Annotated in this window: 19 protein-coding genes; 8 read left to right on the top strand and 11 right to left on the bottom strand. The window is 53.1% G+C overall.

The window, feature by feature from the left end; genetic code table 11:
• The first annotated feature begins 249 nt into the window (after nt 1-249).
• The 5 genes from HOV93_RS16055 to HOV93_RS16035 all read left to right on the top strand — a co-directional run bounded on the left by HOV93_RS16055 (nt 250) and on the right by HOV93_RS16035 (nt 7,732).
• Nucleotides 250-417: a hypothetical protein gene (locus HOV93_RS16055; protein WP_207397541.1), complete on the top strand. Its 168-nt coding sequence runs from the start codon at nt 250-252 to the stop codon at nt 415-417.
• Nucleotides 418-521: 104 nt separating this feature from the next.
• Nucleotides 522-833 carry a hypothetical protein gene (locus HOV93_RS16050; protein ID WP_235990484.1) on the top strand — a complete coding sequence of 104 codons (312 nt, stop codon included), beginning with the start codon at nt 522-524 and terminating at the stop codon, nt 831-833.
• 133 nt (nt 834-966) lie between these two features.
• Nucleotides 967-3,006: an efflux RND transporter periplasmic adaptor subunit gene (locus HOV93_RS16045; protein ID WP_207397540.1), complete on the top strand. Its 2,040-nt coding sequence runs from the start codon at nt 967-969 to the stop codon at nt 3,004-3,006.
• A gap of 1 nt (nt 3,007) precedes the next feature.
• On the top strand, nt 3,008-6,472 hold the full coding sequence (locus HOV93_RS16040; protein WP_207397539.1) for an efflux RND transporter permease subunit: 3,465 nt from the start codon (nt 3,008-3,010) through the stop codon (nt 6,470-6,472).
• A 24-nt stretch (nt 6,473-6,496) separates the two neighbouring features.
• A complete protein-coding gene (locus HOV93_RS16035; protein WP_207397538.1) occupies nt 6,497-7,732 on the top strand; it encodes a permease in 1,236 nt (411 codons plus the stop codon).
• Nucleotides 7,733-8,585: 853 nt separating this feature from the next.
• Here HOV93_RS16035 and HOV93_RS16030 read toward each other — a convergent pair.
• From HOV93_RS16030 to HOV93_RS15980, 11 genes are all read right to left on the bottom strand, one after another.
• Complete coding sequence (locus tag HOV93_RS16030) at nt 8,586-8,801, bottom strand: hypothetical protein (RefSeq protein WP_207397537.1); 216 nt, start codon at nt 8,799-8,801, stop codon at nt 8,586-8,588.
• Nucleotides 8,802-8,899: 98 nt separating this feature from the next.
• The gene (locus HOV93_RS16025; RefSeq protein WP_207397536.1) at nt 8,900-9,148 is read right to left on the bottom strand and encodes a hypothetical protein; all 249 of its coding nucleotides are present in this window, start codon (nt 9,146-9,148) and stop codon (nt 8,900-8,902) included.
• An 8-nt stretch (nt 9,149-9,156) separates the two neighbouring features.
• Nucleotides 9,157-10,104, bottom strand: a complete 948-nt coding sequence (locus HOV93_RS16020) for a hypothetical protein (RefSeq protein WP_207397535.1) — start codon at nt 10,102-10,104, stop codon at nt 9,157-9,159.
• Between the two features lie 34 nt (nt 10,105-10,138).
• A complete protein-coding gene (locus HOV93_RS16015) occupies nt 10,139-11,629 on the bottom strand; it encodes an AAA family ATPase (RefSeq protein WP_207397534.1) in 1,491 nt (496 codons plus the stop codon).
• 55 nt (nt 11,630-11,684) lie between these two features.
• Nucleotides 11,685-12,347, bottom strand: a complete 663-nt coding sequence (locus tag HOV93_RS16010; protein WP_235990482.1) for an ATP-dependent endonuclease — start codon at nt 12,345-12,347, stop codon at nt 11,685-11,687.
• A gap of 7 nt (nt 12,348-12,354) precedes the next feature.
• Nucleotides 12,355-12,549: a DUF2997 domain-containing protein gene (locus tag HOV93_RS25890; protein WP_207397533.1), complete on the bottom strand. Its 195-nt coding sequence runs from the start codon at nt 12,547-12,549 to the stop codon at nt 12,355-12,357.
• Between the two features lie 3 nt (nt 12,550-12,552).
• Nucleotides 12,553-12,921 (bottom strand): DUF1257 domain-containing protein, encoded by a 369-nt coding sequence (locus tag HOV93_RS16000; RefSeq protein WP_207397532.1) that lies wholly within the window; start codon nt 12,919-12,921, stop codon nt 12,553-12,555.
• A gap of 228 nt (nt 12,922-13,149) precedes the next feature.
• Complete coding sequence (locus tag HOV93_RS15995; RefSeq protein ID WP_207397531.1) at nt 13,150-13,968, bottom strand: hypothetical protein; 819 nt, start codon at nt 13,966-13,968, stop codon at nt 13,150-13,152.
• Nucleotides 13,969-14,069: 101 nt separating this feature from the next.
• On the bottom strand, nt 14,070-14,972 hold the full coding sequence (locus tag HOV93_RS15990; RefSeq protein WP_207397530.1) for a hypothetical protein: 903 nt from the start codon (nt 14,970-14,972) through the stop codon (nt 14,070-14,072).
• 231 nt (nt 14,973-15,203) lie between these two features.
• The gene (locus HOV93_RS15985) at nt 15,204-16,643 is read right to left on the bottom strand and encodes a trypsin-like peptidase domain-containing protein (protein ID WP_207397529.1); all 1,440 of its coding nucleotides are present in this window, start codon (nt 16,641-16,643) and stop codon (nt 15,204-15,206) included.
• A gap of 97 nt (nt 16,644-16,740) precedes the next feature.
• Nucleotides 16,741-17,985, bottom strand: a complete 1,245-nt coding sequence (locus HOV93_RS15980) for a hypothetical protein (protein WP_207397528.1) — start codon at nt 17,983-17,985, stop codon at nt 16,741-16,743.
• Nucleotides 17,986-19,640: 1,655 nt separating this feature from the next.
• Between HOV93_RS15980 and HOV93_RS15975 the strand changes: the two genes are divergently transcribed.
• The 3 genes from HOV93_RS15975 (at nt 19,641) to HOV93_RS15965 (ending at nt 24,626) form a co-directional block, all read left to right on the top strand.
• A complete protein-coding gene (locus HOV93_RS15975; RefSeq protein ID WP_207397527.1) occupies nt 19,641-22,154 on the top strand; it encodes an AAA family ATPase in 2,514 nt (837 codons plus the stop codon).
• 380 nt (nt 22,155-22,534) lie between these two features.
• A complete protein-coding gene (locus tag HOV93_RS15970) occupies nt 22,535-24,016 on the top strand; it encodes a DUF3375 domain-containing protein (protein WP_261358615.1) in 1,482 nt (493 codons plus the stop codon).
• Complete coding sequence (locus HOV93_RS15965) at nt 24,006-24,626, top strand: DUF4194 domain-containing protein (RefSeq protein ID WP_207397525.1); 621 nt, start codon at nt 24,006-24,008, stop codon at nt 24,624-24,626. Before HOV93_RS15970 ends, HOV93_RS15965 begins: the two co-directional genes overlap by 11 nt.
• Nucleotides 24,627-24,660: the final 34 nt, after the last annotated feature.

Genomic DNA, 24,660 nt, shown 5'->3' with positions numbered 1-24,660 from the left:
CTGACGCAGTCGGTCTGTATCGCTCACGCTGCTAAGTGTCGCTGTTCGATGACATCGGCATCGACCTGTCTGACACAGTGCTGCTGCCATGGTCCGCGGACGAAAGAGGGAGCACCGTCGAGTTGCCCCCATTGCCGATCCGGCTCTTCCTCGACTCCGGCTTCTGATCGGTCAAGTGATGACGGGGTTCACTCCTCAACAGGATGTAGCTGCCATCTTTCGAGTCCTGTCCAAGAACAGCCTCTGCCGGTGTCTTCGACATTGGAGTGTCATGATCTGGCTGACCTATACTTGGCGACCGTGACTTGCGAGTACGAAGTCGTCTGCTGCCGAGCGTCCCTTGTTCCTACGACCGACCGTCCTGCATTGGCCTTAGCGGCTGAGAAACAGACGGTTCTCTGTGTTTGGCTGACGTAACGACCAACGCGTCGATTCTTTGCTCGGAGAGATCCTCCGAAACGTCTACCACTTCGCCCTAACCAGGCGATCTCAAACACGATTCACCAACGTAGGAAATAACCATGCGCTATCTATTGTTGTCGCTTTGCGCGACCGTTTTGTTCTTGGGCTGCAATCAATCCTCCGGAGATGCCCCTGACACGGCCCAGACCGTGAACCAGTACTGCCCCATCATGGGTGGCGAAGTCGCTGCCGACGGCGGGCGTGCCGAGTGGAACGGTGAGACCGTTGGATTTTGCTGCCCCGGCTGCAAGCCCAAGTGGGAAGCTCTTTCGGAAGAAGACAAGGCAACCAAGCTAGCCGAAGCAGATGAGCATCCCAATCCTGGTGCCCACGACCATGGTGACCATGACGATGATCACCAGCATTCGTAACGTTGTTTAACCCAAGCGTAACTACGTGAATACGAGCGGCTGGCCGGAGCAGTTCCTGGCGCGGTCCAATGCTGGCGACTCGTTCCGGTCCAGCCGCTCTCCCTTGCTTCACCCTTGCCGATTGGATTTGGTCATGGCGAACTCACCTGGTCCCCCACAACCTCGATCCCACTCGATCCGCTGGTGGATGTCGCGTTTGGCCCCGATCGGAACGTTCCTCATCGCTGGGGTCTTGCTTATTGTCCTCTTGGGGCTTGCCCAACGCATCGGTTGGATTGGTGCCGGCGACGCCTCCCCATCCGCTGGAGCGAGCGGTGATAGTCAGCAGATCTACACGTGCCCGATGCATCCTCAGATTCGTCAGCCCGGTCCGGGGCGCTGTCCTATTTGTGGGATGGCCTTGGTGCCAGCATCGTCAGGTAGTGCCGATCTCGATCAGTTCGCCATCACCATCGAACCTGCTCAGCGACGCCTCGCTCAAATCAAGACGGCCCCAGTGACCTCCGAGCCCGTCTCAGTCACGCTGGAAACGATTGGATCGATCGAAATCGACGAGAGTCGACAAGCCACACTTGCCGCGTATATCGACGGACGCGTCGAGCGACTCTTCGCAGATTACACGGGGGTCGTCGTCGCGAAAGGGGATCACTTGGCCGTTGTTTATAGTCCTCAACTCTATGCAGCCCAGGCCGAGTTCCTGGAAGTACGAAATAGCGTTAATCGCATGGAGAACACCTCACTCGCTTCGATACGTGAAGCTCAGCAGAAGCTATTGGAGAATTCACGTCAGAAACTTGTGGAACTAGGAATGACGGCCGCGCAGCTCGATCAACTTGAGACTTCCAGCAAAGCGGAGTCACGGCTAACGATTCATGCCCCCATGGGTGGTACTGTCATCGAAAAACTCGCTGAAGAAGGAAAGTATATTACTGCCGGCGAACCCATCTACCGGATTGCCAATCTGTCGACCGTATGGCTCATGCTGGAACTCTACCCTGAGGATGCGTCACGTGTTCGTTTTGGACAAGTGGTCAAAGCCGAGCTGACTTCTCGCCCAGGCGAAACTCTTACCGGCCGCGTTGCGTTTGTTGACCCTCGCGTCGACAAGAAGAACCGCACGGTCGGCGTTCGGGTTGAATTCAAGAACGATCAAGGCCAGCTACGACCAGGCGACTATGCTGTCGCCAAGATCGAGATCCCCATCGGTCCGCAAGGGGAGGTCTACGACGAACAACTCGCCGGCAAGTGGATCAGTCCTATGCATCCACAAATCATTCAAGACCAACCGGGCTCCTGTCCTATCTGTGGCATGGACCTCGTTCCAACATCTCGCTACGGATACACCGAGCAGCCTGTCGAGCGGACGGCATCGATCGTCATTCCACGTTCTGCCCTCTTGATGGCAGGCGACAATAGCGTGGTCTACGTGGAGACCGAGCCAGGACGGTTCGAGATTCGTACGGTGAAGATCGGTCCGATCCTAAAAGACAAGGCCGTCATCCTGAAAGGAGTGAAGCCAGGCGAACAGGTCGCCACCTCCGGCAACTTCCTGATCGATTCCCAAATGCAATTGGCAGGCAAGCCGAGTCTGATCGACCCGACTCGCTATGAGAAAAAGGGAAACCGCAATACTCCGATGGAATTCGACTCCATCGACATTTCGCCCATCGAAGGGGAGGAAGGGGGCACTCTAGAGGCTGCCTACCAAGCCTACTTCACCATCCAGAACCAACTCGCTTCGGACAAAAAGCCGTCCCCAGATGCCGCGTTAACCCTACACAACGCCGCCAAGCAATTAGCCACTTCCATGCAGCTTGATGACAAGACACGCGAGCGAATGCAAGCGATCGCGGATCATTCCGAGCATCTACACCATCAGTCGATCGACGAGGCCCGCAAGCAGTTCAAACCAATCAGCCATGCCGTCTTACAACTCGCGACATCCATCCGAGGTTCCCAGGCGAAACAGGAGTTTCACCAGTTCTTCTGCCCCATGGTCAAAGAAGGTGAGGGAGACTGGCTGCAAGCTAACGACCGATTGCTAAATCCTTACTATGGAAGCGAAATGCTTCGTTGCGGCGAGCACGTCCGCACGATTCCGCCGGTGATGGTATCGAACATGCCACCGCATGAAGCACATCAGCACGAGCCCGCCAGCGGAGAGGAGCAATAAGATGCTGAGCCACATCATCTCCTTTTGCGTTCGCGAACGCTTGATCATGGTGATTCTGTTGGTCGTGACCATCGGCTTCGGCTGGTACTCTGCGCAGCAGGTACCGATCGACGCCATTCCAAACATCGGCGAAAACCAGGTCATCGTCTTTACGGCCTGGCCCGGCCGTTCCCCTAAAGACATCGAAGACCAGATCACCTATCCCCTGTCGGTGGCCTTGCTGGCGGTTCCCGATGCCGAATCGGTTCGCGGCAAAAGCCTTTTCGGTTACAGCTTCGTCCAGGTCACCTTCAAAGACAGTACCGATTTCTACTGGGCTCGTTCACGTGTCCTGGAGCAACTCGGCACGGCTGGGGCAATGCTGCCGGAAGGTGTCGTCCCAACGCTTGGCCCAGATGCCACCGGGCTGGGACAGGTTCTGTACTACACGCTCGATCCTCCAGAAGGAATGAATCTTTCCGAGCTGCGCAGCCTGCAAGACTTCGTCGTGAAGTACGAGTTACAGTCGGTGCCTGGAGTCAGTGAAGTTGCCAGCGTGGGTGGATATGTTCGTCAGTACCAAATTGAAATCGACCCGGACCGGCTCCGCTTTCACAACGTTCCGCTCGATCAGTTGGTTGAAGCGGTTCGTAAATCGAACATCGATGTCGGAGCGAAAACCGTTGAGTCAGGCGGAATGGAGTTCATTATTCGTGGCAAGGGCTTCATTGGCGCCAATCAAGATACCAGTCAAGCCGTCGAAGATATCGAGAAGACCGTCGTCCGCTCGCAAGATGGTATTCCCCTCCGAGTGCGTGACCTTGGACGCGTTCAGTTAGGTCCAGAATTTCGCCGCGGCGCGATCGACCTTAACGGCACCGAAGCGGTCGGGGGTGTCGTCGTGATGCGATTCGGCGAGAACCCGCGCGCGGTCATCGACCGGGTCAAAGCAAAGATCAAACAGATCGAGCCTAGCCTCAACGGCGTGAAGGTGAACATTGTTTATGACCGAACCGGCCTGATTGACGAGACCATCACCACACTCACCTCCGCCCTGTTTCAAGAGATTCTCATTACAGGTGCAGTGATTCTACTTTTCCTGCTCCACTTTCGGGCAAGTATCGTGGTGGCCGTATCGCTACCGGTCGCGGTACTGTTAGCGTTTATCGGCATGCATGTTTTTGGTGTCGATGCGAATATCATGTCGCTTGCGGGAATCGCCATTGCGATCGGCACCATGGTCGACATGGGGATCATCGTCTCCGAAAGCATCTACGACCAACTGGCCGACTGGGAGCGCGATGGTCGGCCTGGCGGCAGTTCCGAAAGGCTCCGTGTCATTAACAAAGCAGCCGGCGAGGTGGCCCCGGCTGTCGTCACGGCGGTGATGACGACGGTCGTGAGCTTCCTACCGGTATTCATGCTCACGGGACGCGACTACAAGCTCTTCGCGCCCCTGGCCTGGACGAAGACATTCGCATTGGTGGCCGCGTTGATTGTCGCCGTGACACTCGTGCCGTTCTTAAGCCGAGTCCTGCTGCGTTCCAGTCATGCGAGCACGCGGACGCGGTGGATCGGCGCCGTTGGTCTTGGCCTGACCGGGATGCTGCTTGGGTTCATGTTCGGCAACACGCTTCAGGACCTGCTCGGCATTCCGACATGGATATCCGTGATATCGGCAGGTCTGCTCCTGGGTATCGTTGGGTACTGGACGCTGGGTGAGCGACTTCGGCCCGTCGACGAAAACCCTGTCAGCCGGATGATCCTATGGGTGTATGAACCGTTACTGCGGTTGTTCCTGGCGCGAAAAGGTGCGTTCCTGGCATTGCCGGCGATGATGATTCTTTTGGGACTTGGTGCCTGGCTCGGACTTCCCACAATCCTGCGTCCCGCGGAAACAGCGAGCAGCTACCTGGGTACGAATTTGAACGGGGTACCGGGATACGTCGATCTGAAGCACAAGCTGCCTGGCCTTGAGTCAGACGACTGGATCGCCCTGGACGAAGGAAGCTGGTTCTACATGCCCACGCTTTACCCAGCGGCCAGCTTCTCGCAGGCAATGGAAGTGCTTCAGACCCAAGACGCGTTGATCAAAGAAATTCCCGAGGTGCAGAACGTTCTTGGGAAAATTGGCCGAGTGGAGTCCGCCCTAGACCCCGCGCCCGCGGCCATGATCGAAACGTACGTGATGCTCAAGCCGGTCGATCAGTGGCGAGAGGGAATTACCACCCAGGACATTTGGGAACAAATCAACGCGGTTGCAACCCTACCCGGCGTCACGCCAGCGTCGCCGCTGCAACCGATTGAGGGACGTGTTGTGATGCTGCAAAGCGGCATCAAAGCCTCGATGGCTATTCGGATCTACGGCGACAGCCTTGATGGGCTCGCCAACGCTTCCATTCAGGTCGCCGACTTCCTGAAAACGCTGCCACAGATCAACGCGGCGACCGTCAATCCCGATATCGTGCTCGGCAAACCCTACGTCGAGTTCGATGTCGATCGGGACACGGCGGCCCGTTATGGCATGTCGACGGCGATGGTGAATCAGGTGATCGAAACGGCCCTGGGTGGGGCCAATGTCACCAAGACGGTCGAAGGGAGAGAACGCTATCCGATTCGCGTGCGGTACGAACGGCAACTCCGAGAGCAGCTCTATGCGCTGGACGAACTACCTGTCGTCACGCAATCAGGCGAAGTTATTCCGCTGGCCAATCTGGCCAAGATGAATACCACCTGGGGGCCAGGCGTGATCAATAGCGAAGACGCACGCTTGGTAGCGCACGTTTCGTTCTCTCCGGCAGGATCATTGGGCGATCTGGAAACGGTCGACTCCGTCGAGCAGAGCTTACGTGAAGCTCAACAGAGCGGAAAGCTTTCCCTTCCGGCCGGGTATGCATTGAAACCAGTCGGATCATTTCAAAACCAGATCGAAGCGAACCAACGTCTGATGTGGGTGATTCCCCTGGTCATACTCGTCAACCTGTTCATCATCTACCTGCAATTTCGGCACATCCCGATCACTTTGGCCGTGTTCGCTGGCATCCCAGTTGCATTTGCAGGGGGCATGATTTGTCTGGCAATCAACTCCGTGGAGATCAACACGGCGGTCTGGGTGGGTTTCATCGCCTTGTTTGGGATTGCCGTCGACGATGGCGTGGTCATGGCCACCTACCTCGATCAGGTCTTTACGCGCAAGCGTTTAGAGACGATCGCCGATATCCGCAACGCGACTGTCGAGGCCGGCATGAAACGGATCCGTCCCTGCTTGATGACCACCTTCACGACAATTATTGCCCTGGTGCCGGTCATCCTGTCGACAGGGCGTGGCAGCGATGTCGCCAAGGCGATGGCCTGGCCGGTGGTCGGGGGAATGACCGTGGAACTGCTGACGCTGTTTGTCGTTCCGGTCGTCTTTGCAGGCTTCAAGGAGCTCAAAATGAATCTCGGCATGCATGATCGCCACTGGGCCGGGACCGAAGACAATTAAGATGCGAAAGGAGCGAGCGATTCCGTGGATACATTTCTCAAACAATGGAACGAGGCCGCTTTAACCTCACTGGGATTCTTCTGGATGGCTTTCTGGGCTTTCGGCCTGGGGTACGTCATTAGTAGCTGTATCCAAGTCTTCGTCACCAAAGAGCGGATGAAGCAAACCATGGGGCAAGCAGGTCCCAAGTCGGTAGCTTTGGCGACCTTCTTCGGTTTCATCTCCAGCTCCTGCAGTTTCGCGGCACTCTCCACGACGAAGTCTTTGTTCAAAAAAGGGGCAGGCCTGGTTCCTTCGCTGGCGTTTATGTTGGCATCGACGAATCTTGTGATTGAACTCGGGATCATTATTGCCGTCTTTCTGAGCTGGCAATTTGTCGTGGGTGAGTACGTCGGTGGACTATTGCTCATTCTCGTAATGTGGCTCGTCGTAAAACTGACCCTTCCTAAATCGCTCGAAGACGAAGCGCGAGATCATGTCGAAGAGGAAGAAGAAAGTCAGGAAGTTCCCAACTGGCGAGAACTATTCACCAGCCGCGAAGGGTGGATACGGGTTGCCAAGCAGTACTTCATGGAGTGGGGAATGGTCTGGCGAGATGTCACCTTCGGCTTCACGATCGCCGGCATCATTTCTGCATTTGTACCCAACGCCTTTTTCACGACGCTATTCGCCGGAGCAGGCAGCGACTCCGATCCTTCGTTCCTTCAAGTCTTGCTGCAAACTCTGGTCGGCCCGGTTGCCGCTTTCTTTACTTTCATCGGCTCGATGGGCAATATACCGCTGGCAACACTCCTGTTGGCCAACGGAGTCAGCTTCGGTGGCATTATGGCGTTCATCTTCAGCGATCTGGTCGTGTTTCCCGTTCTCCGCATCAACGCGCAATACTTCGGCTGGAAGATGGCCCTGTACATTCTCGTCGTGCTGCTAATCGCCTTGGTCGCGTCTTCCCTTCTCCTGCACTATGGATTTGCAGCGTTCGATCTATTGCCGGAAACAGCCCAATCGGCGGAGCAGAAATCGCCTTCGGAACGCTTCAAGATAGACTATACATTCTTTCTGAATCTGATTTTCCTGGCCGTAAGTGGGCTTTTTTTCTGGCTGAAGAACACTCCCAAAGAGAAGTCTGACCAAGAACACCATCAGGAGTCAGGCCAGGCAAGCTGGTCAGAACGCCTTCTCACGGGACTGGCCTACGTCTCCTTCGCCTGGCTGGGGTTTGGATTGGTTCTCGGGTGGATTTCTTCGATCACAGGTACTTAATGGTGTATTGTATTTTGGCATAGGACGCCAACAACGAAATTGCCATCGCCAGGAAACGTACTGGCGTAAATTTGCAGTCGGTTGACATAGAGTCGATAGCAAAGCCCCTGTCGAGGCTCACGCGTTGAAAGGAGAAGGCAGTATGTGATCTTAGTCTCGACGACACATTTTCGGAAGTTGGTGAACTATCCGAGTTCTCTACATTCATCCAAGCTACCAACGAACACTTTGCTCAAGATGTACTGGAGCATCCCTTCCCAGTAGTTGTCATCATGAGCACTAGGTGATGCCCAGAATACGTAACTACGAAAACTGACATTAAGGAACTTGTCTATCAATTAGAGGGCAAGATCCGCCTCCATGTAATTGATGTCGAATGGAACACACTTCTGTCCAAGACAGTACGACATTTCTCCGTATCCAACCGTCCTGATTATAATTGATGGCCAAATACCGGAACGGATTGTCGGTACTCAGGAGTTGTCACGTCTCGAACAACAACGAAATCAAATTCTGAAAGTTTGCCTCTGACTACCTCCCCAGCCTTAGAAAGCCATTGGTCGACATTCAGACAGATTCAATATAGGTCGAACAGCTCTGGGTAAATCTTCGTCGCACTTGCGTCACTGTTCCCAGCAAACCGCCAATAGCTAAGGAAAAGGACCAAGGGGGCGTCCAGATGGACGCCCCCGAATTTGCAACCACAGTTATTTAGACAATGCTTTATCTGCGTCTACGGCGCAACTTAAGCTGGTGCCGGGATGTTCTATACTGTCGCCTTCCTCGGCGTTGACCACCTCGAATTTGGGCACGTGGACGATATGGTCGTAACCAGTTGACCACTCTTACATTCTTACGCAGCGGATGGCACATTACGTCCAAGCTCTTGCTGGAGTTGCATACGTACGAATTCCACTTCATCCCAGTCGACCACGTTGGGGCCAAAGGACACTTCTCCATCGGATTCTTCTGAGTGTTCCTCCGCTAGAATGAAGCCCATTCTCTGAATCGTACTGATACTTTCGCCTGTCGCCTGAGCAACAGCGCGATTTAGTTCTGAAGCTTGCATGAGCATCACCTTGATACAAGAAATAGAAATGCCCCACGGAACGTCGTTCGTGCGTTTCCGTGGGGCTATTTGTTCAATTCACAACTCATGGACTGTCGTCAGCGTTCGCTGGCGAACAACCAGTTTTCTTCCAGCCAGGCTACCTCAGCAGCCATGGCATCCGTTCGCTTTAGGAATGGTCCAAGACTCGGGCCACCAACGGGTGCCAGGTCGGCGAACCAGTAACTTTCTTTGCTGGGCTCCACATGGGAACCACGTGAGATCTGAACTTTGCCAAGCAAACTCAGATCGATCGATTCGTCATAGACACAACGAATCCCTCCGCCAGGTGCAACTACGATTTGCATGACTCACCTCACTTCGGGGAACGAATAATCCGACGACGTGGGCGATCGACCAGCAGATCATCAAGCACTCTTTGGACGCTCGACAATTCTCGACTAACCGCCTGACGAAGGTGAGCACTGTCACGTAGCGACTGCGGCTGGACGCCGTGAACGATCTGCTGGCATTGGGACACTAGCGAGTCCAATTGATCATTCGAGCGGATATTCAAGGACCGAAATCGATCGAAGAACTCATTCAAATTCGAGATAGCCGTATCGCGAAAGATCTTCGCTCGACCGTCCTGACTGCCCGAGAGCCGTTCCGTGAGATGGGACACGAGCCCCGACAGCTCTTCAATGAATGCAGCCTCGGCCAATTCAACGGCTTCGTCGAAGCGTGCCTGAACGCGCTCGCATTCCGCTTGGTAGACCTCCGGATTCACCAACCTTAGATAGGGTGGGACTTCGATGTTGGGAAACGACCAAGCGACGTCAAACAGACCAAGGAGCGTGCGAGGATAATCGGCGCTGTTATACAAAGCCCCAAGTCGCTCGCGAGCAGCGTCTCTCAGCGAGGCGTAGTCCTCGTCCAATTTTTGGACCGCCTCTTGTAGCTGGCCGCGTCGTTCTTCCATCCAGCCTTCGAATGTCTGCACCATGTCCTGGCGGATCAGTCGAACTCCAGGCTCGGGAAACGGCAGGCTCGTCATCTCCCAGATCGAGCGAATTTGATTGCGGACCGAGTTCACAGCCTTAAAGCGAGGATTCTTCGTATCGAGCAGTTTCTTCTCGGCCCGTAGGAATTCACCCTGGGCGTCGAAGGACTCAGCTGCCTGATCTTTCTGAGCACGGGTGAGTGTCTTCTGTGTTCCGAACCAGACAAAGCTGACTCGGGTCGCGCACATGGTGGATCGCAATCGTTCCGACGCCGAAGATTCGGTTCGTTGAACGGGCGGTTCTAAGGTTGTCACTGACATAGAGACCTCCTGGATAATGTGAAATTTGATTGGACTAGTTTGATTCAGGATTAGGGGATAGTCGCCGACGTGTCTTAGGAGACGGCGTACTGTCTGCTCGATAAATGCCGCCGGACTCTGCCGAAAGACAACGTCCGCTGCTCCAGCTACGTAGTCGCTGGACCGATTCAGCGGAAGTAGCCGCGACCGGAACGACGTTTTTGGCCGCCTCTATGAGCGAAACATCGAGCAGTGCTGCCAAGCGACAACATGCCCGGACTTCTGCCCCGGTCCATGACTCGTCCGCCGGTATCACTTGCGAAGGATCAAGTCGGAACCGCCGCAAATACATTTGCCAGATCGCGTCCTTCTGCGACCGTCCTGGCAAATCCAAAAAGAAAATCGCGTCAAACCGTTCGGCGCGAGTTAGCTCGGGTGGTAGCTTGCTAATGTCGTTACTCGTTGCGATCACGAAGATGTCGGAGGTGTGATCTGCCAACCAAGTCAACAGAGTTCCGAGCATACGACTGCCAACCCCGCTGTCAGTCTGCCCGGAACCGCTCGACCCGCTGAGGCTCTTCTCCAACTCATCAACGAAAAGCACGGCGGGGGCCATGGCGTCGATGACCTTCAATGCGCGGCGTGTCCTGCTCTCAGTTTCGCCCACGATGCCGCCCATGAGCGTGCCCAAATCGAGCGTGAGGGTGGGCCTGCCGACTTCCGCGCCCAAAGATCTCGCTAAGGCGGATTTGCCCGTGCCAGGCACACCGAGGAGCAAGACACCTTTTGCCTTGACGGAGTTGTTCGTGGATCGACTTGGGCGAAGTGCTCGGAGGCAAAACTCTTTCAATGCGGCCAGCCCACCCAAATCAGAGAACGTTTCGCCACCACGATGCAGCGAGAGCAGACCTCCTTTCAGGAGTGCCAGCGATTTGATTTTCCAGATTGCCGACGGCTCAATGCATCCGTGGCGAACCAAAGACAACGCGAACGCGTTTTCTGCCTCGTATCGACTCAACCCACATGCCGCGTCGAGAATTCGCTCCCGCGGCGAACCCTCCGGAAACTCTTCCGTATCCGCCGCTATTGAAGCTGCGATCTCTTCCAACTGCTCACGACTCGGTAGCGCATGCTCCACGACCGTGAAGACGCGTTCTAACTCCACCGGCAATTGAACCACGGGCGACAAGATAATCAGATGTCGCTGATGGACCTTGCCTTGAGCCACTTGGTGGAGGAGTGCTTGGATCACTTCCGCCGATCCGAGAAACCGATGAAAGTTGGCTAAAACCAAGAGCGTGGGATGACCATCACCGGGGACGGAGGCCAGTGACCGAACTGCCGATAGCGGATCGGTTACTGCGACACCTTCTGTCGACACCTGTCCGTTGAGACCGGCGTCGATATCCCAGCTTGCCAGCATCCAACTTTCGGTCTGACACATTTGGGCTAGTTCGGCCAGAGCTTCTTCCGATTCACAACTCTGAACCCAGAGGCCGCTGAAGCCAGCCCGTACTAGTTCCTGTATTTCGTCTGCTAAGCGCATACGGATTCCTTATCGCTTGAAGTAATAAGTAAAACAACCCTCGCGAGAGCGAGGGTTAGAGAGATTGGGCCAATTGCCCAATGGTGGTCAGCCATGAGGCAATTTCCCCATGGGGATCTCGCTGCTCAATGAGTTCCGCCGTTATTTGGCTGGTGACTGTAGTATTGAGCCAGCGTTTAGCTCGGCTCGTAAGACGACTCTTCGAACGCCGCGAGAGGAGTTCCCACGGCCCGTCGGCAATGCCCGACTCAAACAGTTTTTTGGCGACGATCGTTCCTACGGGATCGAAGTCGTCGAATGCAACATCGATTTGTCCAGCATCACGAACAGCATTTGGATGCAGGTAGTTTTCAAGACTACGTTTGCGAGTAACGATGGCCCGGCAACCAGTCCGCTGATTGATGATCTCGGCCGCTTCCTGGCGAGATTCGGTCTCCGGTGAGACTTCATGGTCCAACAGGAAGAATTCCGGTTTGCCGAGTGAAGCGAATCGGTGGATCCAACTTGGCAGGTTATAGCCACCAAACGGCACAAAGATGAGTTGGCCTTGCTGTTCCATCTCGGCCAGGTTTGGAAGATCGGAATCGACGGCATGAAGCGTTAGTGAGATTCTTCGCAAGAACTCGATGTCATTGGTGCCTTCGACGATCACCAGCACGCGTGCTCGATCGACCAAGGCCTGGTCATCAGGCGGTTTGTGATTGTGAAACTCGGTCAATGGTTACCTACTCTTTCTGCTCCAGCTGGGTTTGCTGCTGGACACTCGTTTGATGAAATTCCGATGTTGCCGTGTCGGACGTTTTCCTGCCCAAGGCAAGTTCCAGGAAACGGCTGGCTTCCTGGCACTCGGCCCCTTGAAAGCCCCGGGTTTCTAACTTGGACTCTCCTTCGGGAGAGACAATGATTTCGATCACTTTCACGGATTAACCTTCGCCTCCAATTTGAATGAGAAGTTTGATGCTGCCATCAGTTAGTGGCTGCTCTGTGGTCGTGTAGCCCTGTTTACGAGCCTGCAAGACCGCAGCCTCAACGGCGTACCGCTGGAGAAACTGATCGAGTTCTTGCTGCTTTCCCCAACGCCCGCCGTAATTATCGAAATCAACCCGCCCACTTTCGAGATTGGCGACGACGGGGTATCGCCAATCTCGCAGTTGGATCGCCCAACCGGTTTTACTTTCGCTAAACAGTTGGACTTCGCCGAAAGTGGGCTCTGGCAATTGCAGGCGGCGCGTTGCCTGGCGAATTGCTTCCAGATCTCGAATTTCGACTTCAATACCGACGACGTGTGACATAGAACCTCCTTTTGATACTTGTGAACCAATGAACACAGTGGTGTTCTGAAACGAAAGACTTGAGGCAGTTAAATCCCGCCCCGGAAATCAGCCCCAAGACGGGCGGCTAAAGAAAGTTGAGAGATAATTACCCCTCACTTTTTTATGCCACGTTTGGGCCGAAAATTTAGCAAGAACACTTAGCAGGGTGATCAAATTCGATCCCGAATTCGATGTGCGAAAGATTGCCTATCGACGGATGCTTCGCCAAGTAGGAAGAATGAGCTTCAAGGCAATCCCAAGGGTTACGATGGCAGCAATCCCGCCGACGAGCCATAGAACGCCGACCGCCAAAGAATCGGTGAGCTTATTGAGTGGTGCTTCTATAAGCCCGGGCTTCCGAACCACGATGGGTCTGCCGCTGTCCTCGAAGTTGATTTGAGCCCCACCGAGAATTCGCTCCGAATTCGGCAAGAATGCCGCCAGGAAAGTCGCCGATCCAATCGTCTTGCCAGGATGCTCCTCAAGAAATCTTCCGAGCCAGGCAAAGAAACGTTCTTTATCGCTCTGAATGACTTGGAAGAGGCCAGCTCGCTGCTCTTGCGGTACGCTCTGCAAATCCTCTAGGTATTTACCCAGTGTGAGCGTTTCTTCCCGACTCAGCTGGCGTCCCAGCGCTGCTCCACTGTCTGGCCAAACTCGGACTAGTTCCATCCCAACGCCAGGATGTTTGATTTCAGCCTGAAGCACCTGGGCGCCAAATTCTTCGGTCGTCTTGGCCAATTGTCGACCGCGACGACCACTCGCTAGTCGGGCAGCCGCTGCCGAAACCTCCTCGGCAGGTAATTCCCCGAGTGCCTGTACGATCTTAGTGGGGGCCGGAGCGTTGTCGAGCGCACGAATTACGTCGGGGCCATGTTTGGCCGCTAGTTCCGACGCTTCAGTGACGACGGATTCGCCCCCGTCACGAACCAACTTGGCAGAAACTCTCTGCAGTAATTCCGGGCCAACCTCTTTGACGAGTTTCTCCGATCCTTCTTCGGCCGCTTCTTTCGAGAAGAACCGCATGACCGCTTTCGAGAGTGAAGATGCGGGCGAGGCCAAAAGCCATGGAGATGCGAGAAGCAGAACGAGAAGTACCACGCCCATAATCAAGAAGGGGCGGGTCCTCAAGTTTTCACCTCCAGAATCGATAGCTTTAAGATTTCGAGGTTGGCACGGTTGAGTTCGTCACATGTCCTTTGAAGAACCCGTTTCAGGCCGGGGTAGGCGTCCATTGTGGGATCTGTACGCTCCGGGACACCATTAATCGCTGCGTCTTCGATTTGATCGATCAGTTTCAACAATTGCTCGCTGACATTGGACCTGGCATATTCTCCCAACACGTGGTCAATTATCAGCCCTGCCACCAAACCAGCGATGACTCCAATACCGGTTCCTAACGGACCGACTACTGTTCCTGTCCCGCCACCTACGACGGTACTTCCGACTGTTGCTCCTCCCGCGGTCGCGCTGATCCGTACCAAAATTGCCATAAAGATTCGCTCCGCTGCATAGCCTCCCACACTTGACGCCATTTCGACTATCACTAGATTGGCAACCCCATTCGTCGCCGTTTCCGTAGAGAATTCACGGACTTTCCTAATGACCTGCCGGGAAAAGGTATCGATGTCCACGTTTTGAAGCTCCGGAAAAGGCAGCCCCATCGTTGCTGCCTTGACTTGTCTTAACATGACATGCCGATTGACATCGATGTCTTTGCGGAACAGGCTCAGCGAAGCAGCGATGTCCTGTTGGATCTCCTGCGCCGAGAATACATGTTTTTCCAACTTGCCCGAGATGAATACCTCGACCGAATTAGATCCGAATGCCCAATCTCCTGGCATCCGTCGCAGAACACCCCACTTGCTTCCCAGCCCAGTCACATCTTCCGCAAAAGGTTTTACCCCTTGTTGATAACGTTGAAATGACTCCTGGATCCGAGTGAGGCAACGCTCCGCGGCAGCACGATTCGCCAAATCTGCCTCTCGAATAGCTGGGACAACTTGGTCGTCGAACAACTCTTGCCGCATATCCGCTTCTGACCGCTGAGACACCTCCTGCGCGGTCGAACGCGTCGACAGTTCAGGAGGACTTGGTCCCGACTTGAGCGTGAGATAGCTGATCGCCCCGAATACACAAGCCAAGCTAAGGACTCCGGCAATTTGCAGTGTCCGTCTCCCTGATTGCATAGATTTCATACATCCCCCTTCTCAAAATAAAGTGAAGACATCCCTGCCATAAATCCATCATCCGTGTTCCCCTTATTTCAAACATCTAATGGAAACCAGTCCGGTTCGTCCGGCATACACGCCATTCAAAATCTTGACGGCACAGAACATATTCGAGTCGATTACCTGCACTTTCGTCCCCGAATCGACCATCATCACCCGTCCTGAAGCGATCATCTGCTGCATGCCGATCGTATTGCCAGCGTAAGCGTATTCTGAAGCCGCGATGAGATCGTCGGGCGTACTGGCAATAAACACAAAGGACCAAGGAGGGTTGGCGATCGTCACAACGGATCCCGAAGGGACGGCTAGATTGGCGATGGCCTTCGGGACACGGCTCTCATGCTCCTTCCACAAAAGCTGCTGCGATCTTGCTGATATACTGCGAGCTTCCGTGATCGCCCTGATCGCCTCACGCACGGGAATGCAAAAGGAGATCTCGTCTTCGGACACGGACTTGGCATTCACCACACCAATCACCTGTCCCGCCTCGCCGAAAACAGGACCGCCCGAGTTGCCTCCATTCACGGACGCTCCCAGTTGATAGTGCTCACGCCCCTGGAGCGGATGCGTTGTACTGAGAATGCCTGTGCTTACCGCCGTCTCCAGTGTTTCGACTCCATTGAACAAACCCGGGTTTCCGATAATGGTGACCGCTTCCCCTCGCTGAAACTGATAGTTCTTGGCCATCGCTACTGGGCGAAAATCGACTCGATCCAAGATCCGGAGAACGGCAAGGTCCCAGTCGGGATCCTCGTATAGAAGCGATACGCGATAAGGACCGCGACGGTCTGCACTTGCCGCTGGGCTATAAGCCCGCAAATCCTTAAACTCGCCGCTGGCGGGATTGAGTGCCGCGACAGCGACCACATGGCTATTGGTCACCAGCAATTGATCCCCGACAATGAAGCCGGTTCCACTTCCCACAGCGCCACGCAAAAGTAGGACCGACTTCTCATTCGCCTGAACGATTTCGCGGACCGACATCGGAAAGTTGTTTCCTCCAACCGTTGCTGGTGACGAAGCCCCCTGTCGATCACGAGTCCAGGAACGCTGATTGGTCGCAACAGGCTGCCCTGAATTTCGGCTAGATTCTGGTGTCGACGTGCTGGACGCCGACTGGCTAGAGACGGTGATGATCGTCCCAACAAGCAGAGCGGCACCTACCGGAACGCCCACAATGGCCAGCCAGGCAAACGGAGAAGTACGCGACGCGCGGGCACGGTTTGCCACACTCGATCGATGAGTTGCCGGCGGTACTGGAGTTTTCACTGGCTCAGCGACTGGGACTCGCGTTTTCAAGCCCCGAATCTTATCGGCGGCAACCCATTCGCCATCCGGGCCTTTGCGCACCCGGTAACCAGCATGCACATTGCCCTCTTCACCGAATTGCCTAAGCTGCTGGGAAGTGTATGGCCCGTAAATCCCCTGCGGGGTTTTCACGTACCATTGTCTCTTCGGATCAATTTCCATTTCTCGCTCCTATCGAGTGCTCTGAAAGAAATTGGAAGACAAAGCGTTCACCTATCTGTTGGCCCCAACGCAGAATGCCAAGCCTTCCATGTCCCCGTTAGGGAGTCACGTAGTAGGAGTAGTGATGCTGGTAAGACGTCCCAGGAAAAGAAATTTCCATCGTCGCCATGGTAGGATCAGATTCCAGCGGCTGTTTCGGGCGAAACATCTTCTTGTCGCCTCGTTTCCAATAGTCGAATTCCCACGTTTCGGTTTTTTGGAGCAGGCCCTTCCAGAAGGTCACTTTGACTTGGCAACGCGGGATGCCTTCTAAGCCGTCCAGAGTGAACTCCACGCCCCGCTTCGTATCCGGCCAATAACGCTTGGTGACGTAGGGCTGATACCGTCCGGTAAACGTCAACGACTTACAGTACTTGGCGATATCACGATCTCTGGCGTTCCCTTCATACGTGTGGCTGACCGCCGTCGAAAAGCTGGGGGAGTAAACGGTCACCTCGACCTTCTTCACCCCGGGGACTGTCGTGTTCCCAACGGACTTCCCCAGGGCTTGGAGCCCCACCTCATAACGGCCATAGAGCCAGGTATTGGCGTCCCAGTTCCGGATGAAATGGACGTTCGTGCGTGTCGCTCCATCGGCGCCGGTCAGTTTCACGACAACCGTTGCATCGCGAATTACCGGGCCCTGGTTGTGGACGTAAAGCCAGTCGAAAGGCCCCACCGATCCCCAGGACTCATCCAGGTCAACCGTGATTCGATTGGCGGGATAGGTTAGATTCGCGGCATACTTTTTGGCAACCGGTGCCAACATCTGGTGAGTGGCATCGAGCTTCTCCATGGCCGCAAATAGTGGGTAGAGCTCATTCTTGATAGCCGTCTGCATTTGCTCTGCTTCCAACCCGCGAGCGTATCCTCCACCAGGATTCCCCATGAACCCATCGATAAATGAGTTAGCTAGGAGTTCCCCAGTTTCTGGTGGCTTTGGGAGAGCATTGAGACGCTCTGCCCGTTGAAGGACTCCCGTCAGGGACGCTTCCGTCTGCCGCGTGATGTACTCGATTTGTCGATCGGAAGACTTGATGTCCTTCAAGGACAGAAGCGTGGTATGGCCGGAAGCTAAGGTCCCCGCCAAATTGCCGGTTCCCTCAAACTCGTCGGGAGATGTCTTCAACGGCATGGCGAGGTGGCCCGCCAGCGTTCGGTACTCCTGGGGAAGTGCCGGTGGAGCAGCCAGGATGGGCTTGGAAACCAGCAGGCTAGAAAGCATGCCAAGGGTTAGGCACAAGAAAGCCATCGGCTGGGACAGGCAAGACTCCAAGCCAATAGGTACACAATTGTTTCGCATGATCGCTCCTCAAAGGTAAAAAAGTTAGAGATCACGCGAGCGGAGGAAGATGGCTCGGCGCATAAAAAAGGGACGCCGAACCAAGTCCGCTCGTCCCGACCTCCGCCAAGAGGCACGACAGAACAGCACCCGGCCGACGTCCCCTTGCGGGGACGCGGTACAGGTTGCTGCTTTCTGTCGTTCGAGAGCCCGAGGGCTCAAGTTGGCGGTTTCGGGACGAAGCAGTTTCCTGACGCTCACGCGCCATATCGAGATGTCTGGCCGACGTTGGGTCAGCCGTACATAAAGTCAAAGTCCGTAGTTAAAGTGAAAAACAGATGACGAGGACTTATCTCATCATCCCCCAAGTTTACTACCCAAGATCGTTTCGGAAAAGCTTTGTCCTTGCGGTACCACCGAAGAACGTACTTTCAATTCGTCACCTCTGCGGCATGCCTTACAGCATTTGTCAGAAGTAGAACGCATTCGTCCCCAGTCCGTCGGATTATGCGATAGAATGGTTGCAAAAGACGGAAATTGCCATCTGGCGAATGAGCCTAGCCAATAGGTATCGAAGTTCTTTCTGAGTAAGGAACGAATGCTGGATACGAGGCCTGATCCTAGGGCTACAAATACCTAAATGCTCACTACTTCTTATGACACAAAATGACCGTTTTTTTAGCGCCTAGCTCGACTTGGCCAATTCTTTCACAATGTCGCATCTTCGATTGAATTGCTTTTGCTGGTCGACTCGACCATTCCCAATTCAATCGAGATCGCGACATAGCGTAAATACTCTCTCGCTCGGCAGTTACGATTCTTTGCGCTTTGGTGAATCTAACGCAACGACAATTATTTCCTCTGTGTTCGGTTCAACTTTGGTATCTGGCTATTGTCGAATGACTAAATGACGCCTTTTGTTCACTTCTCTCGAACGCCTGCTGAAATCTTCGACTGATGGACGATTTTCCAAATGTCCCGCATGATGAATCAAGAAGGGGCTTTATGAATTGCCAACAAGGCCGCCACTACACATGCATAAGCAAGCCTACACGGCTTTCAATTGCTGCATAAGAATGGCTATCATCCGCCGATATCGCAGGAGGATTCAGGATCGCGTCCCCGTCTTGCGAACTTGTGACTACACCTGATAGATAAAAAAAAGCCCAGCTTGCCGCCGGCAAAGGCGGCTCCTATTTTTACGACGTCTGATTTTCGCGACGACGTATTCCCTAGGAAGTCACCTATAGGAGCATCGCTAGATGACACTCTTCCACGTTCCGCTGGCCATCTGCGATTGGCAAGCATCGCCAAAATGACTGACTGCCTAACAGTACCCGCAATTGTTAGGAAGCGTACTGCATAGTGACACGCCTACTTGGGGCATTAGAGCGATTCGCCTCGGTAACTCAGGAGGAGTCGAAAGTGGTCAAATCTCAGTCGGGTTTACTGCAGAACGTTTGTCGAAACTCGCATTCAAAATTTGCTTCCCTACGGGGATCAGCCTGTTTGCATCGCGAAGTTAACGGGTGATCAGAATTGGGCAGCCAAACAGCAAATTCCTTAATTAGGAACGAGAAGGCAAAACCGCGTCTAGAACAGGTGACACCCGGCCTTAAATTGCCTAGACTGCCCTTCATGCCAAGTCAACCACAGCCAAAATTATGGGGCAAGTGATGAAACTCAAGAAGGTGTTATTGCGTTGGTACAAGTCCTTTCACCTCAATTACCGTGAGCAGTTTGATCGCGGCGAGAATGAAAGCTTTCGCCCTTGGAATGAACTCACGCCCAGTTACGCAGGCGATTCAAAATTTCCATTCATTGAGATTCCTATCGAACCAGATGTGACAACGGTTGTGGGTGCCAATGAAAGTGGCAAGTCGCACCTACTAAATGCGATTAATAAGGTGATAAAAGGGAGCGGTGTAGATGGGATCAGTCCATTCAGCAAGACCGACCTTTGTCACTATGCAGGTATCCGAAGAATAAATGTCGAGGCATGGCCGAATATTGGTCTGCTATTTTCGGTTGATGATCCGATGGAGTTGCTGGATGTCTGTAAGGCTGCAGCCAATGAAGGGCTTGCGACGGCAGGCAGCAGCAAGTGTTTCGCGCTCATTCTTGCCCCAGACGAACAGCACGAAGCTGTTTTGTACGTCGCCCCCAGCACTACGCCAGTTCTCTTAGACAAAGATAAACTCGAAGCGGTACGGTCAAAGCTACCTGAGGTTCAGTACATTGACTCCAAAGCACTTCTACCGAGTGAAGTAACACTGGCGGCATTGATTCAAGGGTACGATAGCAACTTTAATTCCTACGGCCTCAAACAAAGAAAAAGCGTAGAAACCACAGCTGCACTAATCTCGGGGCTGACCGCACCGACGGCACAGACATTGCCTGCCTTCACAACGGAATTGTCTAAAGCCCAGAGCGGCATGATGGAACTGCGGGATCCGCCACCAACGAAGGATTCGCTCGAGATGCTTCTCTTCGACCAGATCCTAGGTGTCAGCGGCGAGACGCTGAAATACTTGTATTCACTCGACGGTGCAGACCGAGGATACGTCGAAGGGCAGATAGCAAAGTGGAACGAAGGGCTACATGATGTCCTAAATCTTTCTCATTTTTGGCACCAGGATGAGCAATTCAAACTTACTGTGAATTACAAAGATGGCGTGGTTTACTTTGAAATCCACGACAAAACGGAGTGCATCTACACTTTCAATGAACGGAGTTCCGGACTCAAATACTTCTTAAGCTACTACATACAGGCAAAAGCAATGGATATGTCTGGCAGGAGCAAGAAATCGATCATTTTGATGGATGAACCTGATGCGGCACTGTCGATCCTTGCCCAACGAAACCTTCTCGCTGTTTTTGAATCTCTTGTTCGACCTGAAAGTTCCTCACTAACTTGTCAGTTGGTTTATACAACACACTCACCTTACTTGATCAACCGGAATTTTCCACGTCGTATTACTGTTGTAAAGAAAGAGGATGCGGAGGAGGGAACGCAGTACATCGAGCGTGCGAGAGCTCGACGATACGAACCCGTTCGTACCGCTCTTGGGATTGATAACGCTCCAAGTCTATTTCTTGGATCCGACAACATCCTGCTCGAAGGCTCAACGGACCAATACGTACTAACGGAACTCATTCGTGCCTTTGCCACACCTGAAAATGTCGGAGAGTTTCTTGACTTAAATTCTCTGGTGATAGTCTCAGCTGACGGCGTAAACAATGTAACCAACATACTTGAGCAATCTCGCTGGGCGGATGAGCCAATTCCGCCCACAGCTGTTCTTCTCGACTCGGATGAAGCTGCGGAAAAAGAGATTGTACGAATAACTCGTCCCGATAAGCCTTCGCAAAGGCTTCTTGAGAGAAACCGGATTTGCTTAGTTGGTGATTCTGTGAGTCCCTTCGGCAACAATCAAAGCATTGTCACAATGGAAGACATAGTTCCAATCAAGCTGTACAAGGCTGCAATTAGAAAGTACATCGAGCGATGGCACCCAACGATTCTCGGTGACCATGGAAACCACATTGATACTACTCTGTCATCACCGGAATTTGGCAAAACGGGCCTCGTGGAATCAACTAAAGACCTCTTTAAGAAGATTCAGCCTGAGCTTGCTGGCGACTTCGACAAGATGGGCATTTTCCAGGAAGTAGTAACTGATGTCTATGAGCATATGACGCGAGGGGCTCCGAGTGAGGAGATTAGTAGCCTTCGTACAAACGTCCGTAGCATCTGTCGTTCGCTGACTGACGCTTTAACAATTGCACGCGAAACGAATGCTCGGTATTCGGCAACTCGTTCGATTAAGAGGCTTATCAAGGATTTCTGCCGACTCAACAAGGCACGAGTTCCGATCACGAATGTTCAGAAGCTGATTAAACGCCTTGAACGCGAGATTGAACCAATTGGTGCTGATGGCGATGAATTAGCCGCTTTAATGAGAGCCTACGTATCAAAGCTCGAGGAACTTCGAATCGCAGGGCAAGTGCGCCTGGTGGACAACGAGTGGGCAGAATGGGAAACAAAGATCGAGTCGATTCAAAAGAATCCCCTACATGCCGCCAATATTGATGCCAAATCAGCTGTACTAAAGAATTCAAAACAGAATGCAGCAAAACTTGGCAAGGCAGAGCCACAACCAGATTCCCAGGCAAGTGCCGAGACTTAGTCGATTGAAAGAGCATGCCCCTAACAATTTGGATAGTGTCTCCAGGTGACACAGGAGCGGTTGCTATCGGCAAAACACAACTGGATTATGTTGATTGAGAAAAGTTGAGCTGCTAGACCGTGTTGGACAGAGCTTCTCCAAGTTTCGTAGGCCATCTGCGATTGGCAAGCATTGCCGATTCTGCCAGACAATCCGATAAACTACCTGCTTCGCTCTATTCATTCCAACACTTTTCTATGTGTTTTGATTGATACCAATTACAATAATCTGTCATTATAGAACGCGTTCGTAAAGGATTTCATTACGTCGTTAGATATAGAAGTCGATCAATTCAGAAGGACCTCGGATTCGACTAAGTGCAACATTGAAAGTATCCGTTGATGCGATTGGGGAAGCTGCTAGTCTACCTTGAGACTTCTCCTGCCGTGGGGCTGCTACGAGCGAGAAACTCACCCTTTGTAATCGACTTTCTGGACCAGCAGTTCAAACAGGCTGGTCAGATTGCCATTCTACAATCAGATCTGGTCGCGGCTTTAGCCCTATACCTGGAAGAGCTCCAGGAAACACATCCCGGAAAAATGGTGGCCAAAGCGGATGTTTATCTGGCTGAATGGTGCGACCCGGAGAAACGCTGGTTGCAACGCTATCTGGAAACGGGACGAGACGAACCAGTCTATCAACTGACTACACACACAGAAGAAGTATTTGTCTTCTTGGACCGCGTTCTTGACAAGGATCTCGGGTTTATTGGTACGGAATCGCGTCTGAAGCTAGTAATCGAGACACTCTCAGACTTGGTAGTTGGCTCATCCGATGACCCTGAAAAGCGACTCGTTTATCTGCGTTCCGAACGTGATCGATTACAGGCCGAAATAGAACAAATCGAGAACGATGGGCAGATTTCCAAGTATCAACCTGCTCAAATTCGCGAACGATTTGCAACTGCGGTAACACTCTTGAGACAATTACAAGGTGATTTCAGGGCCGTAGAGGACTCGTTTCGAGAAATCACGGCCCAGGTGCAGAAGAGAGAACAGGGGGGACTCGAGAAACGAGGAACAATTCTAGAGTTTGCATTAGATGCCGAAGATCTACTTAAGAAAGAGGACCAGGGTGTCAGCTTCTATGAATTTGTCAAACTGATCCTCTCTCCAAGCCAGACCGAGCGACTAGAAAGGGTCATCCTAGAAATACGTCAAATTCCTGAACTATTCGCACTCCGGGAAGGGCTGGAGACGGTTCGCAATATGATTACCCTTCTGCAGAACGAGGCCGAAAAGGTTATGCGCACCAACCAACGCCTTTCGGCCACACTCCGCCGTCTTCTCGATGCAAGAGCATATGCAGAACGTCAGCGAGTCGCTCGGCTTCTCCAGGAAATCCAAAGTCTAGCATTGACCTACAGCGGCAATACTCGAGATGACGAACCTGGAATTGAACTAGATCAGGCGATAGCGATCGAATCCCCATTCAGAAGATCGTTTTGGGTCGAGCCTCCCCAGTTTGAAACGGTAGATTTAACCGACTTTGATCCAAACTCCGACGAGCGAAATAGAGCCTTTCAAGAGTTCGCCGCCCTAAAACATCTTGACTGGAAGCGTATGCGTCATTGCATTCGCCGCATGCTTAATCTCGAAGACTCACCAACCCTCGGCCAGCTTATTGAAATGCACCCAGTAACTTCCGGTGTTATCGAGGTAATTGGTTACATTCAAATTGCCAACGAAGACAGACATTTGATCAATTCAACAGAACGCGAAATTATCTCTATTCCGGCGACAATCGCGCACGAGCGCTCTTGTGAAGTTACCGTGCCTCGAGTCACCTTCTTGCCCCCCAAGAGAAAGCCCAATGCGAAGTGAATATCCAGAATATCGAGATTGGAGCGTTCCTACCGTTCGATTATTGCAAGGAGTCATTGAACAGGAAGATGGGCGATCATGGGACGTGCTGATGTCGAACGTGTCGCAAATCGAACAGTTTGTGGCCCGCCTTGGCCTGCAGCTCGTAATTGACGAATCAGAAGGACTTGCCTATCTACGGCAATTTAGAGAGGAAGACCAGCCTGACGGTTACGAGGCCATACCGAAGCTGTTTCGATCGTCGCGACTTAGTTTTGGACAATCGGTCTTGGCGGTTCTTTTGCGAGAGGCTTTGCGACAGTTCGAAGAAGAAGAGACGCACGATGCGAAATGCGTTGCTGAAGAGGAGATACTATTCGAATCCTGGAAGTCGTTCTTTCCTGGTCAGTCGGACGAAGTCAAACTTCAGAAGGATCTACATGTCACTCTAAAGAAGTTGGAAGAGCTAGGCTTTGTTCGTAGATTTGGGCAAGATTCCTCTAGTTGGGAAGTGAGGCGAATCCTCAAGGCGCGTCTTACGGCAGAGATCTTAGAGCACCTTCACGACCAATTGACCCAAGCTGTCAAACGTAAGCAGGCCTCTGAATTTTCTGCTGTTGACGTGGACTAGCTCTAGTGCTCCTTGCGGGGCAACAGTTAAGTGT

The sequence above is a fragment of the Bremerella alba genome, assembly GCF_013618625.1.
Lineage (GTDB): Bacteria > Planctomycetota > Planctomycetia > Pirellulales > Pirellulaceae > Bremerella > Bremerella alba.
Note: the sequence above shows the minus strand (reverse complement) of the source record. Positions and strands in the feature narration are given on the sequence as shown.